This is a genomic window from Alcaligenes sp. PF14 (assembly GCF_037150615.1).
Lineage (GTDB): Bacteria > Pseudomonadota > Gammaproteobacteria > Burkholderiales > Burkholderiaceae_B > Alcaligenes > Alcaligenes phenolicus.
The window spans coordinates 45,476-70,459 of record NZ_JBAGRS010000003.1 but is presented as its reverse complement, the minus strand read 5'-3'; the positions used below and the strand labels follow the sequence as shown (position 1 = coordinate 70,459).

Below are 24,984 nucleotides of genomic sequence, written 5' to 3'. Positions count from 1 at the left end.
CAATTACAAAATTTCTTGAACGGCCGCAGCGACCTTCTCTGCTGTCAGACCAAAATGCTTGAACAGGACGCCAGCCGGGGCGGATTCGCCGTAGGTATCGATACCCACCACAGCGCCTTCCAGGCCCACGTACTTGAACCACAGACCTGTGGTACCGGCTTCAACCGCAACACGCGGGATGCCGGGTGTCAGGACCTGATCACGCCACTGCTTGTCCTGCGCGTCGAACAGGTTGGTACAAGGCATGGACACCACACGGGTCGCAATACCTTGCTGAGCCAGCTGCTCCTGTGCTTGCAGCGCCAAACCCACTTCCGAGCCGGTTGCCATGATGATGGCGCGCGCATCTTGCGCATCACGCAGCACGTAGCCACCACGACGGATGTTCTGGATGGTTTGCGCATCGCGCTCGACGAAAGGCAGATTCTGGCGCGACAAGAGCAAGGCGCTAGGACCACCGTCCTGTACGTCCATACCGATGCTGGTAGGACGCTCGACCGAGCAAGCCCAGGCCACAGCCGTTTCCGTGGTGTCGCAAGGACGCCAGACATGCAGGTTGGGGATCAAACGCAGGCTGTTGGCGTGCTCGATGGACTGGTGTGTCGGACCGTCTTCGCCCAGACCGATGGAGTCGTGGGTGAACACGTGCACAACACGCTGCTTCATCAAGGCAGCCATACGGATGGCGTTGCGCGAGTAGTCGGAGAAAGTCAGGAAGGTACCGCCAAAAGGCAGGTAACCACCGTGCAGAGCCAGACCATTCATGATGGCGGCCATACCGAATTCACGTACACCGTAGTTGATGTGGCGACCGAAATGCACACCGTCGGCGTGGGCACGTACGGCTTCGGCACCCTTCCAGTCGGTGAAGTTCGAGCCGGTCAGGTCAGCCGAGCCACCCAGCATTTCTGGCAGCACATTGACCAAAGCGCTAATGGCCAATTGCGAGGCTTTACGCGACGCAATGGTTTCGGCTTTCTGAGCGGTTTCTTCAATAAAGGCCTGTACTTTGGCGCTGTAGTCGGCAGGCAGCTCGCCTTTCAGACGGCGAGCCAGTTCTGCGGCCAGCTCAGGGTAAGCCTGGCTGTAAGCGTCAAAGCGCTTTTGCCATTCCGCTTGCTGGGCGCCGCCTTTTTCGCGGCAATCCCAACCTTGGTAGACTTCCTGAGGAATTTCAAACGGTCCGTGGTTCCAGTCCAGTGCTGCACGGGTGGCGGCAATTTCATCAGCGCCCAGTGGGGCACCGTGAACCTTCTCGGAACCAGCGGCGTTAGGAGCACCCTTGCCGATCACGGTACGGCAGCAAATCAGGGTAGGACCCGTGCCCTCTTTCGCGTTGCGGCGAGCCTGTTCAATCGCGCTATTGATCGAAGCGGCATCGTGGCCGTCAACCGCGCGTATCACGTTCCAGCCGTAGCTTTCAAAACGGGCGGGCGTATCGTCACCAAACCAGTTCTCGACCTTACCGTCGATGGAGATGCCGTTATCGTCGTACATCACGACCAGCTTGGACAGTTTCCAGGTACCGGCCAAGGAGCAAGCCTCGTGCGAGATACCTTCCATCAAACAGCCGTCGCCAGCGAAAACCCAGGTCAGGTGGTCGACCACATCGTGGCCTTCGCGGTTGAACTCGCGCGCCAACAAGGCTTCAGCCAATGCGAAGCCAACAGCATTGCCCAAACCCTGGCCCAAAGGACCTGTGGTGGTTTCCACGCCCGCGGTAATACCCACTTCAGGGTGGCCAGGAGTGCGTGAATGCATCTGACGGAAGTTGCGCAGCTCGTCCATGGGCAGGTCGTAGCCACTAAGGTGCAACAAAGCGTAGATCAGCATGGAACCGTGGCCGTTTGACAACACAAAACGGTCGCGATCAAACCAGGCAGGGTCGGCAGGGTTGTGTTTCAGGTGCCGGGACCAGAGAACCTGGGCGATATCGGCCATGCCCATGGGCGCACCGGGGTGGCCCGAATTAGCTTGTTGCACGGCATCCATAGACAAGGCACGGATGGCATTGGCTAGGGTTTTATCAGAGGCTGACGCAATATCCATTAGAAGCTCATTGGGGCGGCGGCGCGACAATTCCGACAGGCGGACGGCTCACGGCCCTGATTAGTTTATAAAACGCGCTATTTTAGCATTGCTGGCGCTAAATCGCCCCCACTTGAGCTGGGGCCTTGCGCTTTCTCCCCGAAGCCTGGGTACGGTATGCTTGTGCGGTTTTTTATGCTTGATGGTGTCTTGATATGGCAGCTCCCCGTTTCTACCACCCCCTGGACTTGACGGCCCAGACCGAGATCGCCCTGCCCGAGGCTCTGGCGCATCACGCTATCCGGGTGCTGCGTTTGAAGGACGGTCAGGACATTGTCCTGTTTGACGGGCGCGGAACCCAGTATCCCGCCACCTTGCGCATTGATGGCAAAAAGGGCTTTGCCAGCCTGGGCGATGCCCAAACACCTGTCCGCGAGCTGGCCGGTCGCATAACGGTGCTGCAAGGCATTGCCTCCAGCGACAAGATGGACTGGATTATTGAAAAAGCCGTGGAAATGGGCGTCAGCCGCTTTGTGCCGATTCGCGCGCAACGTAGCGTGCTGCAACTGAACGCGGAGCGACAGGCCAAGCGCATGGGCCATTGGCAAAGAGTGATTGAGTCGGCCAGCGAGCAGTGTGGTCGCAACCGCTTGATGGAGCTGTCAGCGCCGCTGACATTGGCCGAATATTTCCGCGAGGCGGAAACTGGCCTGCATCTGTTCTGTGATCCCGATGCGCCCCAGCAATTGGCGCAGGCCATTGGACCGCAAGATCAGGCCATGACTATCATGATCGGCCCCGAAGGCGGGTGGTCGCCCGAAGAGCAGAAGGTGGCACTGGGTGCCCAGGCTCAGGCGATTCGTTTCGGGCACCGCGTGCTGCGAACCGAAACCGCCGCCTTGGCGCTGACAGCAGCGATCAGCGCCTTGCAAGGCTGGGAATAAGGCTTATTCTTCGTCCTGGCTGGAGTAGGAAGCAGGGGTCTCACCCGGTTCAGGGTCAGGATGCTTGCCAGCGTGCAGAACGACACATACAAAACGGCGCTCGTTATTCGAGGCCCAGGCATGCACATCTTCACACACGCCCAAAATAGCCTGGGCGTCTTTTTCCAATGCAGGATCACCACTGTGCAGATTGTCCAGCCACAGGGCCAGGCCTGCTTTCTGATCCAGCACGGTGTCACACAGGCAATCGTAGAGCGCATCCAGATTGCCACCAAAAAATTCAGGGTAATCGACAGCCTTGGCGACTGCTCGCAGCACAGCGGAACGATTGCGCGCACGATCGCAACTTACTTCCAGGGCGGTAAGCCCCTGGTCCTGTGCCTGCTCCAGAAAATCAGCAGCCGTCAGGCCCGTTGCGTCGAGCACACCGCCTTGTTGCAAAGCTTCTTGCAAAGTCAGGGATTGGCTCATCAGGACGCTTCCTTAAAAAACGCTAACACTTCTTCACGACGACTCATGGTATCGGTCTTTCCTAACTCGATCAGCTCTTGGGTGTAGCCGGACTCGAATAACAAATATGAAATTAATGCACCGCCTGTGGTCGGACCGGACTTTGAAGATACACCAAGTACTCGAAATAGGGTACGTGCAGCAGTTGGCATCTGATGAATATGCCGAGTGGCAATTTCATCCAGCGAGCGGCTGGGGGTGATGGCAAACGTGCTGACAGGACGCAGCGATTGGCTTTGTAATACATTTGCAGGCATATAGGCAAGCAATGTATTGATGCGTTCCATACGCTCAATATCCGTTGACACACTATCGAGGAATATGTTGGATAAAGCATAGCCACTGATCTGCGCCAAAGAGGGGTATGGCGGATCCCTGGATTCCTGTTCGTGATAGGTGTTGTCGGCGTATCCGGTACCCACAATCAGCACCTTGTGCGCTCCCAGATGAATGGCCGGACTGATGGGTGCCAACTGACGCATCGTCCCGTCCCCGCACCACTGGGTTTGCTTGCCCACTTGCAGAGACTGAGCCGGAAACATGAAGGGAATGGCGCTGGAAGCCATCAGGTGGTCCACCCCGATGACACCGGGGATGGCACGGCGCAGATTGCGCGTCCAGGGGCGAATACGCTCGTCAGACTGATAGAAAGTCAGGTGCTCACCCGTGGTGTAGGCCGCTGCCGTAATCGCCAGCGCGCCCACATGCTGCTGGGCCAGATTGCGCTGCAAACGGTCGAAGTCCAGGCTCTCTTCCAGCAGGTCGCGCAGGGGCGAATTATCCAGCATGGAGTGCGGCACATGGTCACGCAGACGCGGCGCCAGCCAGCCCAAGGCCAGCGTGGCCACCCAGTGCACACTGGTCGCCAGCAACTGCAAAGGGTCAGCATGAAAAATATCGTTGGTGCGCAACGAGCCCCACAGCTGTTGTATATGGTCTACAGCCTCATGAGGCCTGTCGGCGCGGCACGCCAATCCGGCAGCGTTGATGGAGCCTGCCGAAGAGCCACAAATAATATCGAAGGGATTGCGAAACTGAGGATTGCGATCAGGATCCAGCAGCTCCAGCAAACCGGCCAGCACCCCGGCCTGATACGCACCGCGCGCCCCGCCCCCATTCAGGACCAATGCCACAGGAGCGGGAGAGCGCTGGATCATGGTAGGTATCAGCCTTCAGTAGCGACGTTGGCATCCACTACCGTGACCGCCGTCATATTGACGATACGGCGCACCGAAGAAGTGGACGTCATGATGTGAACCGGTGCTCGTGCCCCCAACAGGAAGGGGCCGATTGCCACGTTACCACCGGCAGCCGTCTTGAGCAGGTTGTAGGCAATATTGCCTGCCTCCACGTTCGGGCACACCAGCAAGTTCGCCTCGCCAGTCAGGGCCGAGGTGGGCAGGATTTGATGGCGGGCCTTTTCATCCAGCGCGCAATCGCCGTGCATTTCCCCGTCCACCTCCAGGCTGGGGTCCAGCTTGCGCACACGCTCCAGCGCCCCCCGCATGGTGACGGCGGCAGGCGAATCATTGGTGCCGAAGTTGGAGCTGGACAGCAAGGCCACCTTGGGTTCGATATTGAACTGACGCATCTTGCGAGCTGCCGCCAAGGTGATTTCAGCTACCTGATCTGCATCGGGATCGTGGTTCACGTGCGTGTCCGTCAAGGCCACGGTACGCTCGCTAAGCAGCAGAATATTCATGGCCGCATACGTTTCCACGCCGGGTGCCTTGCCAATCACCTGATCGACCAGCTCCAGATGGTTCTCGTAACGGCCCACCGTGCCACAGATCATGCCATCGGCATCACCCAGGTGCAGCATCATGGCGCCGATCAAGGTTGGGCGACGACGCATTTCCACACGCGCCATCTCTTTACTGATACCGCGACGGGACATGATTTCCCAATAGCTGGTCCAGTAACGGTGGAAACGATCATCCTGTTCGGGGTTGGTCACTTCCACATCAATGCCCAAACGCAGGCGCAGGCCATAGCGTTCAATACGCTGCTGCAGGACAGCCGGACGCCCCACCAGAATCGGGCTGGCCAAACCTTCATCCACAATAATCTGCACGGCGCGCAGCACACGCTCGTCCTCGCCCTCAGTAAAGACCACACGAGACTTGGCGCCGTCCTGCACCAGGCCACGGGCCAGCGAATAGATGGGCTTCATGAAGGAGCCGGACTTGTAAACGAACTGACGCAGCTGATAGATATAGCTTTTCAGGTCCGCAATCGGACGCGTCGCCACGCCTTCCTCCATCGCTGCCTTGGCAACGGCAGGAGCAATGCGGACGATCAGGCGCGAGTCAAAAGGACGGGGAATAAAGAAGGAGGGCCCAAAAGACACTTCCTCCAGCCCATAGGCAGCCGCAACCCCTTCGTCCTGCTCTTCGCGTGCCAGCTGACAAATGGCCAGCACAGCGGCTTTTTCCATGCCGCGTGTAATCGTGGTGGCGCCTACGTCCAGCGCGCCACGGAAGATATAGGGGAAGCACAGCACGTTGTTGACCTGGTTCGGGTAATCCGAACGGCCAGTTGCCATGACCACGTCGTCGCGCACGGCGTGAGCGTCTTCGGGCAGAATCTCGGGGTTAGGATTGGCCAGGGCCAGAATCAATGGCCGGGCGGCCATCTTCTTCAACATTTCGGGCTTGAGCACACCACCAGCGGACAGGCCCAGAAAGACATCGGCCCCATCAATCACATCATTCAGGGTACGGGCATCGGTCTGTTTCGCGAAGCGGGCCAGCTCGGGTACGGGATTGCCGGGGCGGCCTTCGTACAGCACACCATCAATATCCGTCACCCAGATATTTTCCAGCGGCAAACCCATATCAATCATCAGGTCCAGGCAAGCCAGCGCGGCCGCACCGGCCCCAGAAGTCACCACCTTGACCTGCTTGATGTCTTTTTCAACAACGCTCAAGCCATTCAAGAAGGCTGCTGTCACACAAATGGCGGTGCCATGCTGGTCATCGTGAAAGACAGGAATGCTCATGCGCTGGCGCAGCTTGCGCTCCACCTCGAAACACTCGGGTGCTTTAATGTCTTCCAGATTGATGCCGCCAAAGGTCGGCTCCAGACCTGCAATAATGTCCACCAGCTTGTCTGGGTCGGTTTCATTGATCTCGATATCAAAGACATCCAGACCCGCAAAGCTCTTGAATAGCACGGCCTTGCCTTCCATGACCGGCTTGGAAGCCAGCGCGCCAATATTGCCCAGGCCCAGCACAGCGGTGCCGTTGGAAATCACCCCAACCAGATTGCCCCGACCGGTGTAGCGAAAGGCATTTTGCGGGTCGTTGACGATCTCCTCGCAAGCGGCCGCAACCCCAGGCGAATAGGCCAGTGCCAGATCGCGCTGGTTGGAGAGTTGCTTGGTCGGCGTGACCGATAACTTTCCGGGTCTGCCCTGCTCGTGATATTCCAGGGCTGCTTTCCGAAAATTGGCGTCCATGCTTATACCTACCCAAAAATCCATTCAAAACGGACCGGGATCGCCAGAGCGCTGCCATTGCCTGTCAGCGTGAATTCAAACAAGCGCGTGGCTTGATACGCTGAATGCTGTTCTTGTCTCCGAAACCCCGGTCACCTTGCCTGGCCCTCAAGGCCAAAGCAAGGACCATTCTAGCCCTTGAGTTACAACATGGGTCAAGCACAGGCCTGGACAAACTTACAGCGTCTGGCCCGGATAGGAAAATCGGTCCGCTGGATCAAACAGCGCTTTGATGCGGCTATCCACATCCTGAGCTTGCCAGGACTGCTCCTGATTCGGCCAGGACCAATCTTGCGGGTCCGAGCCGCTTAAAACGGCATCATCCAGCACCAGCCATTCCACCCAGGCCAAATCACCGCCGTGGCCCAGCATCAGATGAGCCAGATTGATGCCCTCGCCTTCCATCGGCTCCAGCGCATCCAGGCGGTAGCGGCAAGGCCATTGTTCCTGTCTCAAGGCTTGGGTTTCGGATTCGCCCATCAATTGGAACAGGGCCGGAATCAATTGCTGCATGCGCAGGCTATCAAGCGGGTTGCGGTTTTCCTGACCAAAGGGACCCAAGGCTGCCTGCGTGTTGTCAGCCAGAATGACCGAGCAATGCAACACGCCCGACAAGGCAGTACGACCTGTGGGCCAATCATGCTGGCGTCGATCCGCCAGCCAGGCGGCCACGGTCATCCCGGCAGGCGCATTGGCCAGTCCTTGAAAACCTTTGGCTTCCATTTCACCCAGCAGACAGCCAGGCTGAACAAACCAGCGATTGGAGTTGGGTTCCAGACGGTCGCAGCGGGCCATCTGTCGGCCCGGTGCCAGAACAATCAAGGGACCATCGGTTTCACTGGCCTGCGGCACCCCTTCCAGACACACCGTCACACCGTACTCGGCGGCCAGCGTCAACACCATATGGACATCCGCGCTGGAGGCAGGCTCCAGACGAGCCTGCTCGTGATCCGGTTCCGCACTGAATTCTGACCACTCACCTTGAACCCGAGCTTTCAGACGTGAACAAAATGTCTGCCACGCTGTTTGGGGAGGACGACGCCCCATCAAAAATGCACGCCGCGACGAAGAAACCATAGACTTTTCCTGCAACAAACCTAAACTTGAGTCTCACTGGCCCGACGGTTTGTACCCCTACAGGGCACACGCACATGCCACAGCCACCTGACGCCCTTTTGAGCAAGGTCCTACAATACACTTTTTACCCGAGATTTGCCGTATGTCCCGCCTCGCCAGTCGTACCGAACATGTTCTTCCTTTTCATGCTGTTGAACTCTTCAAACAGGCTAATGCCCTGAAGGCCACGGGCCGCGACATTATCAGCCTGGGCATAGGCGAACCGGACTTCACCGCCCCGCAAGCTGTGGTCGATGCGCTGCATCAGGCCAGTAATCAAGGCTTGAGTCAGTACACCGCCCCTGCCGGTCTGACGGCTTTACGTGAACGCATCGCCCTGTATTACGAGCAGCAGTTCCAGGCCCGTGTCGACCCTTCGCGTATTGTGGTCACGGCTGGCGCATCCGGTGCCCTGTCTCTGGCTACGCTGGCTCTGATCAATCCTGGTGACGAAGTGCTGATGCCCGATCCGTCCTACCCGGCCAACCAGAACTTCATCATGGCAGCCGGTGGTACGGCCCGCCTGATCCCGGCCTCGGCGGAGGAACGCTTTCAACTAAGTGCCCAGCATATTCGCGAGCACTGGGGCCCCAAGACCCGCGGCGTTCTGATTGCGTCGCCCAACAATCCCACCGGCGCAACGATTTCCCGCCTTGCCCTGCAAGAACTGATCAAGGAAGTGCGCGCCCGTGACGGCTTCATCATCATGGACGAGATTTATCTGGGTCTGTTTTATGAAGAAGCACCGCTCAGCGCCCTGACCCTGGATCAGGACATTATTGTTATCAATAGCTTTTCCAAGTACTTCCACATGACGGGCTGGCGTCTGGGCTGGTTGATCCTGCCCACCTGGATGACAGAGGCTTGCGAGCGCATGGCTGCCAGTCTGGCAATTTGCGCTCCCTCCCTGGCCCAACATGCCGCCCTGGCCTGCTTCGAGCCTGAAACCATGGCGATTTATGAAGAGCGTCGCCTGGCCTTCAAGCAGCGTCGTGATTATCTGCTGCCCGAGCTGGAGCGTCTGGGCCTGCGCGTGCCCGTCCGCCCTGACGGCGCTTTCTATATTTATACGGATATTCGTGAATACAGTCAGGACAGCGATGCCTTCTCGCAGCAACTACTGCACGAGGCCGGAGTGGCCGCTGTGCCGGGCCGGGACTTCGGTACGGCCCACGCACCTTATACCTTGCGCCTGTCCTACGCCACTGGCATGGACCGCTTGCAGGAAGCGATCAGTCGTCTGGGACAATTTCTGGGCCGCTAAACCCGGCATCGTTTCAGTCTGCCGGGCAGTGCAGCCCGACACCAGTAAAGTATTTCGGGCCGCAAGGCCCGATTTCTTTTTCCATTCAGACCACTTAGCGTGCCCGGATCGGAATGCCCGAGGCCAAGGCAATACGGCGACGTTCAGCCAGCACCTTCGCGCCATAGCCGCCATCGCTAGGCCCGGTTGCGCCCACATAACAGGCCAGGCCACCTTCAAGAGACCCTCGGCGGCGAATACAGTCCGACAGAATCTGCGCACCCACCCGAATATTTGCCTCGGGGCTCAGCACCGCCAACGTCCCTTCCATATAGATATCGAACTTCTCTTTATGGACTTTGGTCATCACCTGCATCAGGCCCTGCGCACCTACATGACTTTCCGCATAGGGGTTGTAGCGTGACTCAATGGCGATCACCGCCAGAATCAATTGCGGGTCCAGGTTCTTTTCCTTGCCAACAATAAAAGCGGTGTGGATCAAGGCCCCCGCCACCGAATAGGCAATCTTGTACTTGCGCGCCAAATAGCTGCGCAAGGCCTGCTGCTGAGCCGCCGTAACGCCCGCAATGGGCTGCCCGGTGACCGAAGCACGCAGGTTCTTCATAAAGCCCTGATAAGTAGAGACAGCTTGCTGCTGTTCTGTCTGGCTCAAGTCTTCGCCCTCTTCGGACAGGTTGGGCTCTGTCTTGTCCGCTGGCCAGACTGCCTGGCTGTACGCATCGTATTTCACCGCCTCGGGGCGCAGGGTTTGCACGAGACCGGTATAAAGCTGGTTAAACTGAGCGCGCATCGACGGCACAACCACACAGGCTGCAATCGTCACCAGTACGGCAATGCCCAGGTACATGGCACACACGTGCACAAACTCACCGATGCGATACGTCAGGGTGCGGGCCGAGCGACTAAGTACATAGTCCATATCTTGGAAGCCCATGGGATCATCCTTAGTATTGCTAACTGCCCGATGTTAACCTTAGAACCTGTTCAAGGTCTTAACCAAAAATATCTGCAAGCGGAGCCCCGTTCTTCTGTGAAATACCGTGACTTGAGAGACTTTATTGCCCAGTTGGAAGCCAAGGGCGATCTGAAACGGATTACGCAGCCAGTTTCCACCTCGCTGGAAATGACTGAAATCAGTGACCGGGTACTGCGTGCCGGTGGACCGGCGCTTTTGTTTGAAAACGCCCAGCATCAAGGCTCCAAAGCCGCCATGCCTGTCCTGGCCAATTTGTTCGGCACGCCACAACGCGTCGCCTGGGGCATGGGTGCACAGGATGTGTCGGCATTACGCAACACTGGCGAACTACTGGCCAATCTGAAAGAGCCACAGGCCCCCACCGGAATGCGTGATGCACTGTCCAAAGTGTCCATGCTCAAGTCCGCCCTGTGGGATATGAGCCCCAAGAATGTCCGCTCTCCCGCGTGCCAGGAAGTAGTGCTGGAAGGCAAGGACGTGGACCTGAACCAGATCCCCTTGCAGCTGTGCTGGCCCGGCGACGTGGCTCCTTTGCTGACCTGGGGCTTGGTGATTACCAAAGGCCCTCATGCCAAGCGTCAGAACCTGGGTATTTACCGTCAGCAGCTGATTGGCCGTAACAAGCTCATCATGCGCTGGTTGTCCCACCGTGGCGGTGCCTTGGACTTCCGCGATCATGCACTGACCAACCCCGGCAAACCTTTCCCGATTGCCGTTGCCCTGGGCACCGACCCCGCCACCATTCTGGGTGCGGTCACCCCCGTGCCCGATAGTCTGTCCGAATACCAGTTTGCCGGTTTGCTGCGCGGCTCGCGCACCGAAGTGGCCAAAGCCCTGGGTAGCGACTTGTCTGTCCCCGCCTGGGCCGAGATTGTGCTGGAAGGCCATATCCTGCCCAGCAATCACCCGGATGCCTTGGCCCCCGAGGTGCCTGAAGGGATGAAGCCGCCCGCAGACAGCAGCTACGAAATGGCACTGGAAGGCCCTTACGGCGACCACACCGGCTACTACAACGAGCAGGACTGGTTCCCGGTCTTTACTGTCGAGCGCATCACCATGCGCCGCAACCCGATTTACCACAGCACCTACACCGGCAAGCCGCCCGATGAGCCTGCCGTTCTGGGCGTTGCGCTGAACGAAGTCTTTGTGCCCCTGCTGCGTAAACAGTTGCCTGAAATTGTGGACTTCTACCTGCCTCCCGAGGGCTGCAGCTACCGCCTGGCCGTGGTGTCAATTCGCAAGCAATACGCAGGCCATGCCAAGCGCGTGATGTTTGGTGTCTGGAGCATCTTGCGCCAGTTCATGTACACCAAGTTCATCGTGGTGGTGGACGAGGATGTGAACACGCGCGACTGGAAAGAAGTGATCTGGGCCATGACTACCCGTATGGACCCGGTACGCGATACCGTGCTGGTGGAAAACACGCCTATCGACTATCTGGACTTTGCCTCGCCCGTTTCGGGACTGGGCGGCAAGATGGGCATGGATGCCACCAATAAATGGCCCGGAGAAACCCAGCGCGAATGGGGTACGCCTATCCAGATGGATGAGTCCACCAAGAAGAAAGTGGACGATATGTGGAGTTCGCTGGGGCTGTAAGCCAGAACGCGCCTTCATATGGTGCATTCCAAAAACAAACAAAGACCATCACCGCAACGGTGCATGGTCTTTGTTTTATTCAGCTCTTCAATGCGGGCCAGTCACCGCTACGCCCGAGGCCAGTATCAGGTCGCCGAGGCCAAAGGCTCCACCAGTTCAATCAGGTACTCATCCGGGTCAAACACAAAGGCAATCGTGCGTTTACCATGATTCATCTGTTTAGGTGGCGTCTTGATCCTGACGCCCTGCTCCTCCAGATAACGCACCGCCTGATGCACGTCCTGGACCATCAAAGCCAGATGGCCAAAAGCCCCACCCTTCTCATACGGCTCTTTTTGATCCCAGTTCCAGGTCAGCTCCAGACTGGACTGCGTGCTCTGGTCAAAGCTGAGAAACACATTGGTGAAGCGGCCGGACTCATAGTCCGTGTGGCGCACCACATGCATGCCCAGAATATCGCGGTAGAACGCCAGGGATCGCTCCAGATCCAGGACGCGCAACATGACATGATCAAGGCCAAACTGTATTTGGGAAGTGCTCATAGCAAGGGGTAGAGGGTTGAAAATTGCAATGTAGCAAAACCGCCATCCTTGCATCATGACCGCTCATCAAGGGTCCATGAGAAATACTCAAGCCTTACGCACTGGCTGCCATCAGCTCCGACGAGATGGTCTGAATGAATAAAGGCACACAGGGATTGGCATTGCTTTCCTGCCACATGATGTTGATGAAGGACTGCGGATGCTGGCCCGACAAGTCCAGATCAATCGCCACCAGATCACGGTGTACGTACTTGCGCAAGGACTGCGACAAAACGGCAATGCCGATATTGGCCGCCACCATGCTCATGATGCCGGTAATGGTGCTGGCTTCCTGTACGGAATTGGGATGGAAACCGGCATGTCGACACAGGGAATAGAAATAACGCCGCCAGACCTGCCAATGCGTCTTGCTGCCCACCACAAAACGCTCATTGGCCAGTTCCACCAAGGGAATGGATTTTTCCTTTGCCAAAGGATGATCGCTCTGCAAAAGAACGATGGGATCATCACGACATACCGGCTTCCACAGCACGCCCAGTTCCTCGGGGTCATCAGAGAAAGCAAAGCCAAAGCCCAGATCCAGACTGCCCTGCTGCAAGCCCTGTATTTGCTGCTGCGTGGGCATATATAACAAATCGGTTGTGATGTTCGAATACTGCTGCTTGAAGTGTTCCAGCGTTCTGGGCAGCACGTCCTGCACCGCATAGTCGTTATAGGCAATGATCAGGTGTCCGATATCGCCAAACTTGGCTTTCTGAGCCAGCTCGATCCCGCGCTCCAGATGCACAAAAACCTGTTCGATTTCCTGCAGCAATAAAAAGCCTGCCGCTGTGAGCTTGACCTGGCGGGTGCTGCGTTCAAACAGGTCCACCTGCAAATCATCTTCCAGTTTTTTGATGATGCGCGTCAGGCCCGGTTGCGTGATATGCAGCAGCTCCGCCGCCTTCTTGAAATGCAACTGTTCGGCCACCGTTTTAAAGGCGCGCAGGTGATGCAAATCCAGGCGTGCGGGAATCATGGTTTTGCTCATATTTTAGATTGATAACATCGCGATCAATAATAGTGCGCGAATAGTGAATGGACAAGCAATTTGCAGAGGATTAGCTTATCTAGCACGCACTGGATGGCGCTTTGCAAGCATGCCAGGACCGGATGCCCAGCCCCACGGAAAGGAGGAACTCATCCTGTTGCAGCCGATGCTCTAGCCGAGCTTTCAACCAATACCAAGAAAAGATAGACACGTAGAAATAATAAAAAAACCAGCTACCCCCACAGGGTTTGATTTCAAAAAACAGATGGTCCCAATACTTGAGGAGACATAAGTATGCAAAGGGAAAGCACCGTGGCCGAATCGGAACATACCGATACGGGTCACATCAAGAAAGTAATGATGGGTTCAGCGGCCGGTACGATCGTTGAATGGTTTGACTTTGCCTTGTTCGGCTATATGGCCGTCTACATCGCACAAAACTTCTTCCCCTCGGAAGACAAGATGGCGGGCCTGCTGGCCACCTTTGCCGTATTTCTGGTGTCCTTTATTGTTCGCCCCCTGGGCGGCATCTACTTTGGCAGGCTGGGCGACCGCATTGGCCGCAAGAAAATTCTGGCCCTGACTGTCTTGCTGATGTCCGGGTCCACCGCCGCCATTGGTCTGATTCCAACCTATGAAAGCATTGGCATCTGGGCTCCGGTTCTGCTAATCATCATCCGCTGTATTCAGGGGCTGTCGGCCGGTGGCGAATATACGGGCGCCACCATCTACACCGTTGAACACAGCCCCATGAACAAACGCAACTCCTACGCCTGGGCCATGTCCGGTGCTACATACTTTGCGTTTGCACTGGCAGCAGGGATCAGCGCCGGCCTGGCCGCGATTGTCGGTACCGAGGCCATGGGCGATTGGGGCTGGCGCACCATCTTCCTGCTGGCCGTTCCCATGGGCATCGTGGCCTTCTTCATTCGGGATCATCTGGCCGAGTCGCCCGAGTTCCAGCAAATGCGTGCGGAGAAAAAAGGCCAGCTCAGCTACAGCGCGTCCCAGGTCTTCAAGGCAGAGGGTTCCAATATTGTGAAGCTGGGCGGCTTTATCGTGCTGTACGCCCTGTCCTTCTACATTTTCTCCACCTACATGAACACCTTCCTGCGCACGGTCATTGGCTTGTCCTCCGTCCAGTCCCTGACTGCGAACATGGTTGCCCTGCTGTTTGTCACCGCCCTGACCCCGCTTGCCGGTGTGATCTCGGACCGGGTGGGCCGCCGTCGCATGATGCAATTTGCCGCTGTCTGGCATGCGCTGTTCACCATTCCGGCCTATATGATCGTCAGCAAGGGAGCTTCGTTGGAGGCCGCCATTTTCGGCATGCTGATTATCGGTATTGGTCAGGTGGCAGCCAGCGTGGTGGCCGTCACCCTGCTCTCGGAAATGTTCCCGACCGACATGCGCTATACCGCTTCGAGCATGTGCTACAACATCACCTTCGCAATTTTTGGTGGCACCGCACCTTACCTGGCTATCTGGCTGACGGCGCAAACAGGCAGCTATCTGGCTCCCGCGTTTTACGTCACGGTGGTCGCGGTTCTGTGCTTTTTCTGGGTGACTGTGCTGATGCCCGAAACCGCCAACAAGCCTTTGCGCCGCTACCACACCGAACCGGCTCATGATGCCAAACCGGCCGTCAGCATGGGCAAGGCAGGCGCCAGTTAAGCCTTCTTTATTCCCGCTGGTTTTCCGCAATCAACAGCCCTGTAAAACAGGGCTGTTTTTTTATGGAAAAAGAGCATTGATTTACATTAAAAGCAATTCACATAAAGCTGATTCTGCCCATACAGAAACAGTATTCCCATACCGGCTTCTATAGAATAGCCTTCTATAGCCCGCGTCAAATATAGACTCACCTCCTGCCTTAAGCAGACTGAAGAATGCGCTTGCACTGCCCAAGGGATTTGCACCATGACCACCATCAGCCTCACCGACGTAACCGTAAGCAGCGACGCCGCCTCGCATGCCCAAGGGTGGCTGACGGTTCAATTCAGTAATGGCTACCGCATCCAGGCCTCCTGCCCCGAGAGCAATGACAACTGGGCTCAGGAAACCCGGCAGTTGTGCAAGCCAGGACATCACGACGGTCTGGCTCCCACACAGGTGGACGAGCTGCTGATGCAAGCGGCTGACGATGGCAGCTATGTCGTCTTGCAGGCCACTTTACCCAAGACCTCCATTCCCATGACTTACGCCCGGCCCGCTGACGAGCACGTTTATATGGAGCTGTCCCATAAACAGCAAAGCGTTTTCAGCGCAGATTTTCTGGCCATTGCTGCGATTATTTTCGGGGCCTTGTATGGTTTGAAATGGCTCTTTGAAAAGTACCTGCTACCCAAACTATAAAAACGCAGCCCAAAAAAAACGTCCTGTAAAAACAGGACGCTTAAAAGAAAAAAGAAAACTACACCGCCAGAACTGAGCTGCTGTTTAAAAAGCGCTGCTGCAACTGACGCGCCTGTAAAAGCAAAACATCATCCTGGTGCGGCTTTCCAATCAACTGCAAACCCATAGGCAACTTCTGGAAATACCCCAAAGGCAAGGACACCACCGGCAAACCCAGCAACTGCCAGGCACGACTCATGAAGGGTGCCCCCGTTCCTTCGGTTTTATAAGGCGCAACACCGGCTGCCGCAGGTGCCAGAATGAAATCCGCCCCACTATCTGCAAACCACTGCAGCATTGCCTGTTTGAGCGTGTCCGCTCTTTGCAAGGCAGCGATGTACTCCTTGTAGGGAAAAGCCAGACCCGTGCTCATCAAGGACTGCATATGGGCGCTCAAGGTTTCATGCTGCTGTTGCTCGTACACCAGATTCCGGGCCACTTCATAAGCCATGATCTGAGCATGCAAGGCCGTCAATTCAACAAGGGCGTCCTGCAAGGGAAAATCCACCAGCGTATGCTCCTGTTCCAACAAATCCTGCTGGCACGCCAGCAAGGTCTCCAGCATCTTGCCCTGAACTTCACCCAATGCCTGCCCGGAGAAAACACCGAACACACAAGCCGCCTGCGCTCCCGGCGTGCTCAGAGTCAAGGGTTTGTGCAGCAGAATATTGCGCAGCAAGAGCGTGTCGAGCACGTCATTGCTGAGTATGCCCAGGGAGTCCAGAGACTGAGCCAGCGGCTGAATATTGCGCAAGGAAAACTCGTTCTTGCTACCTACATAGCCAATGCAGCCACAGTAGGACGCTGGCCGTATGACCGATGCCGCCGTCTGGGTCCCGAAGGCGACTGGCACCATGAAATCAGCCACGGCGGCAGCAGAGCCGCTGGAGGAGCCGCCGGGTGTGCGTTCGGCATCATGCGGGTTATTTGTCTTGCCAGCCTGAAAATAAGCGAACTCGGTCGTGACCGTCTTGCCCATCAAAATGCCGCCTGCCGCTTTCATCGCGGTAACGCAGGAGGCATCCATATCCGGAATCCGATCCTGATGAATAGCCGAGCCCATTGTGGTGGGAATACCGGCCGTATCAATGACGTCCTTGACCGCAAAGGGCAGACCCATCAAGGACGAGGCCTTGTAAAAATCACTGCGGCTTTCGTACTCGGCCAGATAGTCGTCCTGATCAATCAGATACTGCCAGGCACCAATCTTGTCATCGCGTATGGCAATGCGCTCATAAAAGGAGGCCACGATCTCCGGCAGACTGGCTTCGCCCGTATGCAGAGCATGCAGCAATTGATGCAAAGGCAGCTTAAACCACTGTCGTTTCATGCTGCCACTCCTTGAGAGCTTGCAATAAAGAGGCATCCACCGTCGCCACCCCACCACCAACACGGCCACGTTCTCCGGCACCGTCAATCATGCCCAGCAGCACCAACGGCCCGGTATTGTTGGCAATCACTTGCGCAAAATTGCTAATACCATTGCGCCCGGCCAGAAAGGGCAAGCGGGTTTTCAGGAACTTGTTTTGACGCGTCAGGTAGTCCGAGGGTAGAAAAGCGTGCAGATTCCTGGCACTCATTCCCGCCAGATCCAGACACTGGCCACCCAGCCCTACGAAATCCACGACAGCACTATCGCCCAGGGCACCCAGTGCTTTTGCCTGCTCATTACCGGGCTCTTTATTGCCAGCAATAACAGGAGCGTCCGTAACCAGCCAAGTTGTGGAACTGGCCAATTGCAAACCAAAGCGCAAGCCATTACCGCCAACTTTAACGATGGCATCCGCGCCATCAGCAGGAGCCTGATTTGCCAGAATCAAGGCACTGGCGGCCATCCAGTAATTCAAGGCCCAGGCCATCGCGCCATATAGAAAGCTTTGGCTGGCGTCGTCATTAATGCCCCAGGAGACAATAATGTCGGCCAACTGCCGGGAGCCATGCATGGTACGAGCATGACCATCATCACCATTGAGCAGGGAAGCCTGAACAATAGGCCCCAGAGCGACCGGCCCCTGAAACTGTGCAGCCAGCCGCGCACCCAAACCCTGATGCAACCAACGCAGATGCGGCACCATTTCATCGGCAAAAATACCCAGGCGGGTACACCATTGCATGCCTTCATTCAGCACCGAGTACTTCTTGTTTTCGGGCTGATTACTGTCGCTGACCTCAATCAGATACATGGACGGCGTGACCACTCCGGCCAATGGCACCACCACGCCGTAATCCTGCGCGGGAGCCAGTTGCACGCCCCCTGCGTCCAGCAAGGCTTGCGCCTCTTGTTTGCTAGCTGCCCAGCCCTCATACAGAATGCCGATCAAAGCCGAATTTCGGATTGCGGCAGGCAACTCCTGTGCATCCCGAAACGGTGGCCCGGCATGCAGGACCAGGCGGCCTTGCGAGGGCAAAATGGATTGCAGAGGCCGGACCCCTGTCCAGGCTGGCATCACGGCCTGCGTCTCTACATGCTGAGCCATATCGTCTCCTTACGCCACGCGCACCCAGGTTTCGCTGTTCGCCAGGCTGGCGGACTGCGCACGCGAGCCGTTAAAGTCCCGCTCTATGGTGTTGCCCGGCAAGGCCGTGCCATTGATCAGCACCCTGGCTTGCTGGGCCGGGTGGAACACGCACATCATTTCGTGCTGCTGGGTTTGGGTCTGGCTTTGCGGCAGGTCCACACAAATCGCTGGCTGCGTCATGTGATGCCATTGCAATTCCACCGCCAGACCTGCACTGGCGGAGGTGACAGATTCGCTGACCAGCTCAGGGAAACGGTTCACGGTCTGGAAAACACCGTCACTCAACACTTGCAACTTGTCCAGCGCCACCGCCTTGCGAAACAGACCAAAATGGCGCACAAAATCCTGCACCAGATACTCGGCCAAAGGCTGGTTGTCCGTAATCAGCAAACGCGCGTCGCTGTCCTGCCCGTCTTCGTAAGGCTTGTCCAACACCAGGATGGCCTGGCCGCTGCCATACGCCGAGCTGGCGATGCGAAAGTACAGGGACAAGGACGACCAGTCCTGTTCAGGGTCAGTCTTCAAGTAAATAAAAGGGTTGTCACCCGTCCAATCCAAGGTGCCGGTTTTAATTCCCGTCATGCTCAAGTCTCCGTGTTCAATGTAGTCGTCATGGGTGCCTGGGCGTTTCACGCCAGGTCTTTTTCCACCGCGTATTCCTGGCGCAGTAGCTGGAAGTCCGTGCTTGGTTGCCAGCCCAGAATTTCCTTGGCCGCATGGCTGCTGAAAATGGAGGCACGGGGATTGTTCTGATACCAGCGCGGGTTCTTGATTTCAGGCACAGGGCCGATAATCTGCTGATACCAGTCTGTGGTTGCCAGGGGGTGGGAGCTATCGTCTGCGCTGATGAAAAACACGCCGTAGCGTAAACCTTGCAGATTCACGGCGGCCTCAAAGGCACGCGCCAGATCCGCAGCCCAGATGTAATAGAACAGCCAGTTACGCTGCGGGCTGTCAACGAACTGGATGTACTCGGCAATGGTTTCCGGCAGCACCACGGCCAGCGGACGCAGACAGATCACTTCCATATCGCTGGCATCGCTAAAGCTTTTTGCCATCTGCTCCATAATGATCTTGCTGACGCTGTAGGCCTGATAAGGCTTGTTTTCATGGGCCTCGTCCACAGGCAGATACTGGGGTTTCCAATCAGCTCGCATCTCGGACAGACCGCAAGCGGAAATGCTGGAACACAGCACCACTTTCTTGACACCGTTTTCGCGACAGGCTTGCAGCACATGCCAGGTGCCGCGCACATTGACGTTGATGTACTGCTCCTCAGCAGCCTTCCAGTCGAAATCAATCGCCGCCAGGTGAATCACGGCATCGGCATCTTTGGTGGCCGCACGCACGGCCTCCAGATCCATCACATCCGTTTGAATAAAGGAAACCTGATGCTGGCTGGGTTTCAGATCCGCCACGACCACATCCATGGTCTGCATCAATTGCTGTACGACGTACGAGCCCACACGGCCCGAGCCGCCTGTAACCACCACTTTTTTCATGGTGTTTCTCCTGTTTATTGTTATAGATCCAAAACCAGTTCGGCCGACAAGGCGCGCGAAACGCAGATCATCATGGTTTCATTCAGCTGCCGTTCTTCTGGCGACAGCACAAAATCCCGATGCTCCGGCAAACCGGAAATCACCACAGTTTCGCAGGTGCCGCAGGTGCCGTTCTGACATGAGCACTTGACCCGTATACCTTCCCGTTTCAAGGCGGCCAGAATCGTTTCATCCCCCGCTACCGCGATGCTTTTGCCCGACTTTTGCAAAGTCACGGTAAAGCCCTTGCCTTGCAGCAGGGCCGGATCGGTCTCTACCGAGAAGCGTTCCAGCACCAGCTGCCAGCCAATATCGGCCTGTTCCTGTTGATAGTTTTCCAAGGCAGTCAGCAATGGTTGCGGACCGCAGGAATAGACGACGGTTTGTGCATCCAGCGTTTTCAATGCGCCTTGCAGATCAAACAGCCCGTCCTGATTGGAGGCATGCGTGGTGATACGCGCAGCATCCACTTGTTGCAGCTCTTGCAGAAAAATAAAATCCGCTGCGTTTCTTGCCAAATACAGCAAGTGCCAGTCCAGGCCGGCTGCCGCAGCCGCCTGGACCATGGGAACGATAGGCGTAATACCTATGCCTCCGGCCACAAAAAAGCACTTCTTGTTTGCAGCAAAGGGAAAGTGATTTTTCGGCACGCTGACAGCCAGCGCATCACCTTCCTGCAACACCTCATGGATATACGCAGAGCCGCCCCGCCCGGCTTCTTCTTTCAGAACGGCAATTTGCCATTCACGGGTATTGGCCTGCTGGCCACACAAGGAATATTGACGGTAAAGCGGTTCGGTCTGCGACACCGCCAGTTCCAGTTCAATATGCGCCCCCGGCTCCCAGACGGGGAACGCGCCCCCGTTTTGCAAACCCAGGGTCAGGCCCACAACGCGCTCTGACAGCCTGGTTTTCTTCAGCACGCGTGTTTGCAAAGTTTGCTGCATGATGCTGCTCCTGCTCCCTTAGGCAATCGCTCGGATCGGCAATACCCGGCTTTGCTCGTCCACACGGCGCTCTTCTGCGCGGTACAGATCAATCAGCCAGTTTTGCAAACGCTTGATGACCAGCTCTTCATTGGTCAAACGACCACGGGAGGCAAAGTTGGATTGCATGCCCTGATGCGAACGACGCCAGGCAAACAGGTCCTCAATCATCACGGGGTACAGATCATCGTGTTCCTGATCGAACTTCTCTTTGTGGTCCTCGCGCTCCAACGTTTCCTGCGGGTACATCCAGGACACGCCATAGGTGGACTGCTTGGCGCTCTTGGGCAGCCACATGAAGTACTTCACCTTGTCGGGCATGGCCACCAGCAAAAGGTTGGGAGCCACGGTCACGTAAGAAAGCTGGGTCCGCTCCTGGTCAGTCAAGCCCTTCATGGGCGGCTGCAAGATGGAGCCGGTATGCGTGGGGGCTGCGTCTTTGTGGGTGGAGATCAGGTTGTAGGAGACAATGCCATTGGCCACGTCATTGAAGACAGCGGTTTCATCCACACGGTCCGGATTGGTTTCGTACATGCCGCCCCAGGACGAAGCGTGCAGAAAGCTGCAGTGGTAGCACTCGTCATTGAAGATCTTCCAGTTCCAGTCGAAACCTTCCATCTTCAGGGGTTCCGAGGACTTCAGCTCGGACATGCGATAGTTCGCCAGCTGCTTGCCCAGATTGCCCAGGCGGGTGTGCAAGGCCGGTGCCGTAGCGTCGTAGTTGATGAAGATAAAGCCTTCCCAAACCTCGGCGCGGATCTTGGGCAAACAGACGCTCTTGGGGTCAAAGCTGGCACCGGTATCGGTCAGACCTGGGGCGGAAACCAGCTCGCCTTCCATGTTGTAGACCCAGGCGTGCAAGGGGCAGCTGATGCGGCGTACATTGCCTGCACCTTCCAGCAACAACATATTGCGGTGACGACAGACATTGGACAGTACATTGATGCCACCTTCACGAGTGCGGATGGCAAACAGCGCATCATTGCCTACATCGAAGGTGAAGAAGTCACCAGCATTGGGGATGTCAGTGGCACGGCCCACACAGAACCACTGCTTTTTCCAGACGGCATTCAGCTCAAACTGGAAAAACTCTTCCGAGGTAAAGCACTCGGGGGGCAAGGCGAAAACCTCGTCGGTTTCCTGCTGAAAGTAGCTGCGGTCAAATTCTTCAATCGCAATGGGCGAGCGTAGAGCGGTATTCATCTCAGTATCTCCTCTGGTTTGCATAAGCACCATGAATGGCTTTTATTAGGTCAAGCCAATCATGCGACAGGGAGCGACACTTGAAAATTGAGCAAATTTGACGGAACGATGAGTTTTTTTTGTTGCTGAATATGGGTAACGAGAAAGCGGTAGGTCGCAAGCACTGCAAAGTGTGGAAATTCGCAGCGTCATGAAACCCGATTCATGGCTGCGTGTCAGGTATTTGGCAAGCAGGTATGAGCGGTGTGAGAACTATGCGAAGCTTGATATAGCCTCCAGTCACACGCATCAGATCGGGGTTCCACACCCTGATCGTTGAGAAGTGAGCAATGAACGACGTGCGATGAGCGATGAGCGATGAGCGATGAGCATCCAGCCTGGTTCGGAAAGGCCGACACATAAAAAAACCTGCATATTTGCAGGTTTTTTTAAAGACGCAGGGACAGCGACAAGATCAGCAAAGAGCGGAGAAAGCCCGGTCACCAAGCACAACACATAGAAGCCATCTAGCAGCTATCGCCTAGCGTATTGCAATCGACGCCACCCAATCCACAAACTCCTGCTCCTGTCGGCTAAGGTTTGCCTCCTTGGGGTAGGCCAGGAAATAGGCATACTCTTCCAGGCACACATTGAACAGCTGGACGATTTCCTTCCTGTCGATCAAAGGCTTCAGCAAGGCCGGACAGCCCAGCATCACCCCTTGGCCATTCAAGACCGCATTCATGCGCACATTGGTGTCATCAATGTGAAAGCTCTTCTTGGCCGTCAGCTCCTGTCCTGCTGCCTTGCGTAACCACTGCTCCCAGCACAGCTGATTTTCTTCATGAATCAGCACATGCAGGTTCAGATCTTCTGGGGACGTAATCTTGCCATGCGCCTGCAGGTAAGACGGCGCACAAACAGGCGTCAAATTGCCGGGGATGATACGCAAGGTTTGCAACTGCGGCCAATCGCCCTGCTTGCCCCAGACGATAGCAAAATTGATGTTGTCCCTGAAAAAATCCGGAGCCTGCAGCCTGTGCAACAAGTTGATTTCAATGTCTGGATGCTTCAGCCAGAAGTCTCCCAACTGCCCGGTAAACCACATGCTGGACACAAAGGGCCGCAAGGATAGATTGATACGGCTCTTGCCGTGCGGCATGCGCAATTCGCTCAAAGCCTGATTGATCTCGTAAAACGGCCGTTGCAAACGGTCGAATAGAAACTGACCCTGATCCGTTAGTTCCAGAGATCGGTTCTTGCGCAGAAACAGCTTGCAAGCCAAATACTCCTCCAGCACCTTGATCTGGTGGCTGACTGCCGAGGGAGAGACCAGCAGGTCTTCTGCCGCCTTGGTGAAGTTCAACCTTTGCGCCGACACCGTAAAGGTTCTTAAGGCATTCAGTAATGGCACCTGCATGACGGGCTATGTCTCCTGACGTGGGTAGCTTTGTTCTGGAATTATTTATTATCGGAGCATAAGCCTTGCCGCCTTCAAAAACCAGTCAGGCAGAACGCCGAGCTTGCGGCAGGCAAAAAAAAACCGGCCTGGGCCGGTTTTCAAACAGACAAGCAGACTTACTCGTCCACATCGGTTTTGCGTCGTACCGGAACCAGTACATTGCGTGCTTTCTCACGTGCCGACCTGGAAGAATCAAACAGCTTCCAGGCTCCCAGAGCCAAAGCCCCGATACGCATCCAGCGCCCGCCAAAACTGCTCAGCACGGCAGAAGCACCGGACAACAGGAACGGATAACGGCGCGACAAGGACAGCGCGCTGGTGACTACACCGCCCATGCTCAAACCCGACGGCTTGACGCTGTTCCACAAATTGCCGGGGCTTAAATCTTCGCCCAGGGAGTGGATCTGGGACGACATGGTCTGCCGCTCCAACGAGGCGCGGACTCGCAACAGTTCAATACGCACAGCCCGCTCCTGGGCGGACATGCTCTCTTGCTTCGTGCTCATTTGCCGTCTCCCTCGGAATCCCTCAAGCGCTCAATAAACGCGACATCGCGACGCAACTCGGACAAGGTGGCCGAAAAAGGAATCGGGCCTGTAGTCAGACGACGGCGTACGGCCAGGAAAAGACCCACTCCCAAACCGGCATACAGAACGACCAGCACTCCCAAAGCCCAGTAACGATAATCCGTAGGCCAGAAGTACAAGGCCAGCAACAAGCTGAAAACCAGCACCGCCAGAGTGGAGAACAGCAGTGCGCCAAACACCATGCTGAAGATGGTGATCAGGCTTGCCTTTTGCTGACCGGCTTCCAGAGCGAACAGCTCCAGCCTGGTACTGACAGCCCCTATCAAGGTAGAACCAAGCTGACTGATAGTTTGCCTAAGCGCCATGATTTATCCCTGCTCTGCGACATCCTGCCATTGCATGCAATGGCAAGAGCCTGATTTCTAAGAGGCTGCCGATCTGGACCGCAAAGTCCAGATCGGCAGGGCTGCTTTTTATGCTGCTGCAACCCCGCAAAGGGCCCGCAGCGCAGAGCAAAGACAGATTAACGACGGCTGATCAGCATACCGAACATCAGGCCCACAATACCGGCCACGCCAATGGCTTGCCAGGGCTTGTCGTGGACATAGTTGTCGGTTGCCTTGGCGGCACGCACACTGTGCTCGACCACGGCTTCCTGAGCATCGTGCAGGGAATCCCGGGTCACACGCAGAGAGCGCAGCGCCTTCTCACGCAGCTCACCGGCCTTGTCGCCCGTGGCTTCAGCGGCCTCACGCATCAGTTTTTCAGCTTCATCCAAGCTCGCTTTCACTTCTTCGATGAATTTGTCCCCGCTGTTTTCCACACTTTTCTTGGTAGCCATAAATAACTCCTTGCAGTTGAAAGG

23 protein-coding genes are annotated in these 24,984 nt (G+C 56.4%); 5 read left to right on the top strand and 18 right to left on the bottom strand.

What is annotated here, in order from left to right:
* Positions 1–3: 3 nt before the first annotated feature.
* Complete coding sequence (tkt, locus tag WFM49_RS07400) at positions 4–2,049, bottom strand: transketolase (RefSeq protein ID WP_035271142.1); 2,046 nt, start codon at positions 2,047–2,049, stop codon at positions 4–6.
* Positions 2,050–2,243: 194 nt separating this feature from the next.
* Between tkt and WFM49_RS07395 the strand changes: the two genes are divergently transcribed.
* Positions 2,244–2,972 (top strand): 16S rRNA (uracil(1498)-N(3))-methyltransferase, encoded by a 729-nt coding sequence (locus WFM49_RS07395; protein WP_251197166.1) that lies wholly within the window; start codon positions 2,244–2,246, stop codon positions 2,970–2,972.
* A gap of 3 nt (positions 2,973–2,975) precedes the next feature.
* Here the strand turns inward: WFM49_RS07395 and WFM49_RS07390 are convergent, their stop codons facing one another.
* From WFM49_RS07390 to WFM49_RS07375, 4 genes are all read right to left on the bottom strand, one after another.
* A complete protein-coding gene (locus WFM49_RS07390; RefSeq protein WP_009455142.1) occupies positions 2,976–3,443 on the bottom strand; it encodes a barstar family protein in 468 nt (155 codons plus the stop codon).
* Positions 3,443–4,639, bottom strand: coding sequence for a patatin-like phospholipase family protein (locus tag WFM49_RS07385; RefSeq protein WP_009455143.1), 1,197 nt, complete (start codon positions 4,637–4,639; stop codon positions 3,443–3,445). The genes WFM49_RS07390 and WFM49_RS07385 overlap by 1 nt, the downstream gene beginning before the upstream one ends.
* Before the next feature lie 8 nt (positions 4,640–4,647).
* Positions 4,648–6,942: an NADP-dependent malic enzyme gene (locus WFM49_RS07380; RefSeq protein WP_336972592.1), complete on the bottom strand. Its 2,295-nt coding sequence runs from the start codon at positions 6,940–6,942 to the stop codon at positions 4,648–4,650.
* A 216-nt stretch (positions 6,943–7,158) separates the two neighbouring features.
* Positions 7,159–8,058 carry a hypothetical protein gene (locus tag WFM49_RS07375; RefSeq protein ID WP_336972590.1) on the bottom strand — a complete coding sequence of 300 codons (900 nt, stop codon included), beginning with the start codon at positions 8,056–8,058 and terminating at the stop codon, positions 7,159–7,161.
* 142 nt (positions 8,059–8,200) lie between these two features.
* Between WFM49_RS07375 and WFM49_RS07370 the strand changes: the two genes are divergently transcribed.
* On the top strand, positions 8,201–9,361 hold the full coding sequence (locus tag WFM49_RS07370) for a pyridoxal phosphate-dependent aminotransferase (protein ID WP_022983433.1): 1,161 nt from the start codon (positions 8,201–8,203) through the stop codon (positions 9,359–9,361).
* Positions 9,362–9,455: 94 nt separating this feature from the next.
* On the opposite strand, the gene WFM49_RS07365 is transcribed toward WFM49_RS07370, so the two are convergent.
* Positions 9,456–10,295 (bottom strand): lytic transglycosylase domain-containing protein, encoded by an 840-nt coding sequence (locus WFM49_RS07365; protein WP_336972588.1) that lies wholly within the window; start codon positions 10,293–10,295, stop codon positions 9,456–9,458.
* 96 nt (positions 10,296–10,391) lie between these two features.
* Between WFM49_RS07365 and WFM49_RS07360 the strand changes: the two genes are divergently transcribed.
* A complete protein-coding gene (locus WFM49_RS07360; protein WP_336972586.1) occupies positions 10,392–11,936 on the top strand; it encodes a UbiD family decarboxylase in 1,545 nt (514 codons plus the stop codon).
* A 125-nt stretch (positions 11,937–12,061) separates the two neighbouring features.
* Here the strand turns inward: WFM49_RS07360 and gloA are convergent, their stop codons facing one another.
* Positions 12,062–12,478 carry a lactoylglutathione lyase gene (gene gloA, locus WFM49_RS07355; RefSeq protein ID WP_336972584.1) on the bottom strand — a complete coding sequence of 139 codons (417 nt, stop codon included), beginning with the start codon at positions 12,476–12,478 and terminating at the stop codon, positions 12,062–12,064.
* Between the two features lie 94 nt (positions 12,479–12,572).
* Positions 12,573–13,496 carry a LysR family transcriptional regulator gene (locus WFM49_RS07350; protein WP_230940579.1) on the bottom strand — a complete coding sequence of 308 codons (924 nt, stop codon included), beginning with the start codon at positions 13,494–13,496 and terminating at the stop codon, positions 12,573–12,575.
* Positions 13,497–13,802: 306 nt separating this feature from the next.
* Here WFM49_RS07350 and WFM49_RS07345 point away from each other — a divergent pair, with 306 nt between their 5' ends.
* Both WFM49_RS07345 and WFM49_RS07340 read left to right on the top strand, forming a co-directional pair.
* Entirely contained in the window at positions 13,803–15,182 is a 1,380-nt protein-coding gene (locus WFM49_RS07345; protein ID WP_022983431.1) for an MFS transporter, read from the top strand.
* Positions 15,183–15,428: 246 nt separating this feature from the next.
* Positions 15,429–15,863, top strand: a complete 435-nt coding sequence (locus tag WFM49_RS07340; RefSeq protein ID WP_336972581.1) for a hypothetical protein — start codon at positions 15,429–15,431, stop codon at positions 15,861–15,863.
* A 58-nt stretch (positions 15,864–15,921) separates the two neighbouring features.
* On the opposite strand, the gene WFM49_RS07335 is transcribed toward WFM49_RS07340, so the two are convergent.
* From WFM49_RS07335 to WFM49_RS07290, 10 genes are all read right to left on the bottom strand, one after another.
* Positions 15,922–17,232 (bottom strand): amidase, encoded by a 1,311-nt coding sequence (locus WFM49_RS07335; protein WP_336972579.1) that lies wholly within the window; start codon positions 17,230–17,232, stop codon positions 15,922–15,924.
* Positions 17,213–18,379 (bottom strand): oxamate carbamoyltransferase subunit AllG family protein, encoded by a 1,167-nt coding sequence (locus tag WFM49_RS07330; RefSeq protein WP_336972576.1) that lies wholly within the window; start codon positions 18,377–18,379, stop codon positions 17,213–17,215. The genes WFM49_RS07335 and WFM49_RS07330 overlap by 20 nt, the downstream gene beginning before the upstream one ends.
* A gap of 9 nt (positions 18,380–18,388) precedes the next feature.
* Positions 18,389–19,003, bottom strand: coding sequence for an NAD-dependent dehydratase (locus WFM49_RS07325; RefSeq protein WP_336972574.1), 615 nt, complete (start codon positions 19,001–19,003; stop codon positions 18,389–18,391).
* A 47-nt stretch (positions 19,004–19,050) separates the two neighbouring features.
* Entirely contained in the window at positions 19,051–19,923 is an 873-nt protein-coding gene (locus WFM49_RS07320) for an NAD-dependent epimerase/dehydratase family protein (protein WP_022983428.1), read from the bottom strand.
* A 20-nt stretch (positions 19,924–19,943) separates the two neighbouring features.
* Entirely contained in the window at positions 19,944–20,909 is a 966-nt protein-coding gene (locus WFM49_RS07315) for a PDR/VanB family oxidoreductase (protein ID WP_336972572.1), read from the bottom strand.
* Between the two features lie 18 nt (positions 20,910–20,927).
* A complete protein-coding gene (locus WFM49_RS07310; protein WP_022983427.1) occupies positions 20,928–22,151 on the bottom strand; it encodes an aromatic ring-hydroxylating oxygenase subunit alpha in 1,224 nt (407 codons plus the stop codon).
* Positions 22,152–22,671: 520 nt separating this feature from the next.
* The gene (locus WFM49_RS07305) at positions 22,672–23,550 is read right to left on the bottom strand and encodes a LysR substrate-binding domain-containing protein (RefSeq protein WP_254499724.1); all 879 of its coding nucleotides are present in this window, start codon (positions 23,548–23,550) and stop codon (positions 22,672–22,674) included.
* Between the two features lie 158 nt (positions 23,551–23,708).
* On the bottom strand, positions 23,709–24,098 hold the full coding sequence (locus WFM49_RS07300) for a hypothetical protein (protein ID WP_009455163.1): 390 nt from the start codon (positions 24,096–24,098) through the stop codon (positions 23,709–23,711).
* A complete protein-coding gene (locus WFM49_RS07295) occupies positions 24,095–24,484 on the bottom strand; it encodes a phage holin family protein (RefSeq protein ID WP_009455164.1) in 390 nt (129 codons plus the stop codon). Before WFM49_RS07295 ends, WFM49_RS07300 begins: the two co-directional genes overlap by 4 nt.
* A 158-nt stretch (positions 24,485–24,642) precedes the next feature.
* Positions 24,643–24,960, bottom strand: coding sequence for a DUF883 family protein (locus WFM49_RS07290; RefSeq protein ID WP_009455165.1), 318 nt, complete (start codon positions 24,958–24,960; stop codon positions 24,643–24,645).
* Between the last annotated feature and the right edge of the window lie 24 nt (positions 24,961–24,984).

Coding starts and splice junctions, on each gene's coding strand:
- WFM49_RS07380 (WP_336972592.1), bottom strand. CDS start 6,942: ATGGACGCCAATTTTCGGAAAGCAGCCCTGGAATATCACGAGCAGGGC.
- WFM49_RS07300 (WP_009455163.1), bottom strand. CDS start 24,098: ATGAGCACGAAGCAAGAGAGCATGTCCGCCCAGGAGCGGGCTGTGCGT.
- WFM49_RS07340 (WP_336972581.1), top strand. CDS start 15,429: ATGACCACCATCAGCCTCACCGACGTAACCGTAAGCAGCGACGCCGCC.
- WFM49_RS07320 (WP_022983428.1), bottom strand. CDS start 19,923: ATGAAAAAAGTGGTGGTTACAGGCGGCTCGGGCCGTGTGGGCTCGTAC.
- WFM49_RS07350 (WP_230940579.1), bottom strand. CDS start 13,496: ATGATTCCCGCACGCCTGGATTTGCATCACCTGCGCGCCTTTAAAACG.
- WFM49_RS07370 (WP_022983433.1), top strand. CDS start 8,201: ATGTCCCGCCTCGCCAGTCGTACCGAACATGTTCTTCCTTTTCATGCT.
- WFM49_RS07305 (WP_254499724.1), bottom strand. CDS start 23,550: ATGCAGGTGCCATTACTGAATGCCTTAAGAACCTTTACGGTGTCGGCG.
- WFM49_RS07335 (WP_336972579.1), bottom strand. CDS start 17,232: ATGAAACGACAGTGGTTTAAGCTGCCTTTGCATCAATTGCTGCATGCT.
- WFM49_RS07295 (WP_009455164.1), bottom strand. CDS start 24,484: ATGGCGCTTAGGCAAACTATCAGTCAGCTTGGTTCTACCTTGATAGGG.
- WFM49_RS07345 (WP_022983431.1), top strand. CDS start 13,803: ATGCAAAGGGAAAGCACCGTGGCCGAATCGGAACATACCGATACGGGT.
- gloA (WP_336972584.1), bottom strand. CDS start 12,478: ATGAGCACTTCCCAAATACAGTTTGGCCTTGATCATGTCATGTTGCGC.
- WFM49_RS07330 (WP_336972576.1), bottom strand. CDS start 18,379: ATGGCTCAGCATGTAGAGACGCAGGCCGTGATGCCAGCCTGGACAGGG.
- WFM49_RS07390 (WP_009455142.1), bottom strand. CDS start 3,443: ATGAGCCAATCCCTGACTTTGCAAGAAGCTTTGCAACAAGGCGGTGTG.
- WFM49_RS07365 (WP_336972588.1), bottom strand. CDS start 10,295: ATGGGCTTCCAAGATATGGACTATGTACTTAGTCGCTCGGCCCGCACC.
- WFM49_RS07290 (WP_009455165.1), bottom strand. CDS start 24,960: ATGGCTACCAAGAAAAGTGTGGAAAACAGCGGGGACAAATTCATCGAA.
- WFM49_RS07325 (WP_336972574.1), bottom strand. CDS start 19,003: ATGACGGGAATTAAAACCGGCACCTTGGATTGGACGGGTGACAACCCT.
- WFM49_RS07315 (WP_336972572.1), bottom strand. CDS start 20,909: ATGCAGCAAACTTTGCAAACACGCGTGCTGAAGAAAACCAGGCTGTCA.
- WFM49_RS07310 (WP_022983427.1), bottom strand. CDS start 22,151: ATGAATACCGCTCTACGCTCGCCCATTGCGATTGAAGAATTTGACCGC.
- tkt (WP_035271142.1), bottom strand. CDS start 2,049: ATGGATATTGCGTCAGCCTCTGATAAAACCCTAGCCAATGCCATCCGT.
- WFM49_RS07375 (WP_336972590.1), bottom strand. CDS start 8,058: ATGGTTTCTTCGTCGCGGCGTGCATTTTTGATGGGGCGTCGTCCTCCC.
- WFM49_RS07385 (WP_009455143.1), bottom strand. CDS start 4,639: ATGATCCAGCGCTCTCCCGCTCCTGTGGCATTGGTCCTGAATGGGGGC.
- WFM49_RS07395 (WP_251197166.1), top strand. CDS start 2,244: ATGGCAGCTCCCCGTTTCTACCACCCCCTGGACTTGACGGCCCAGACC.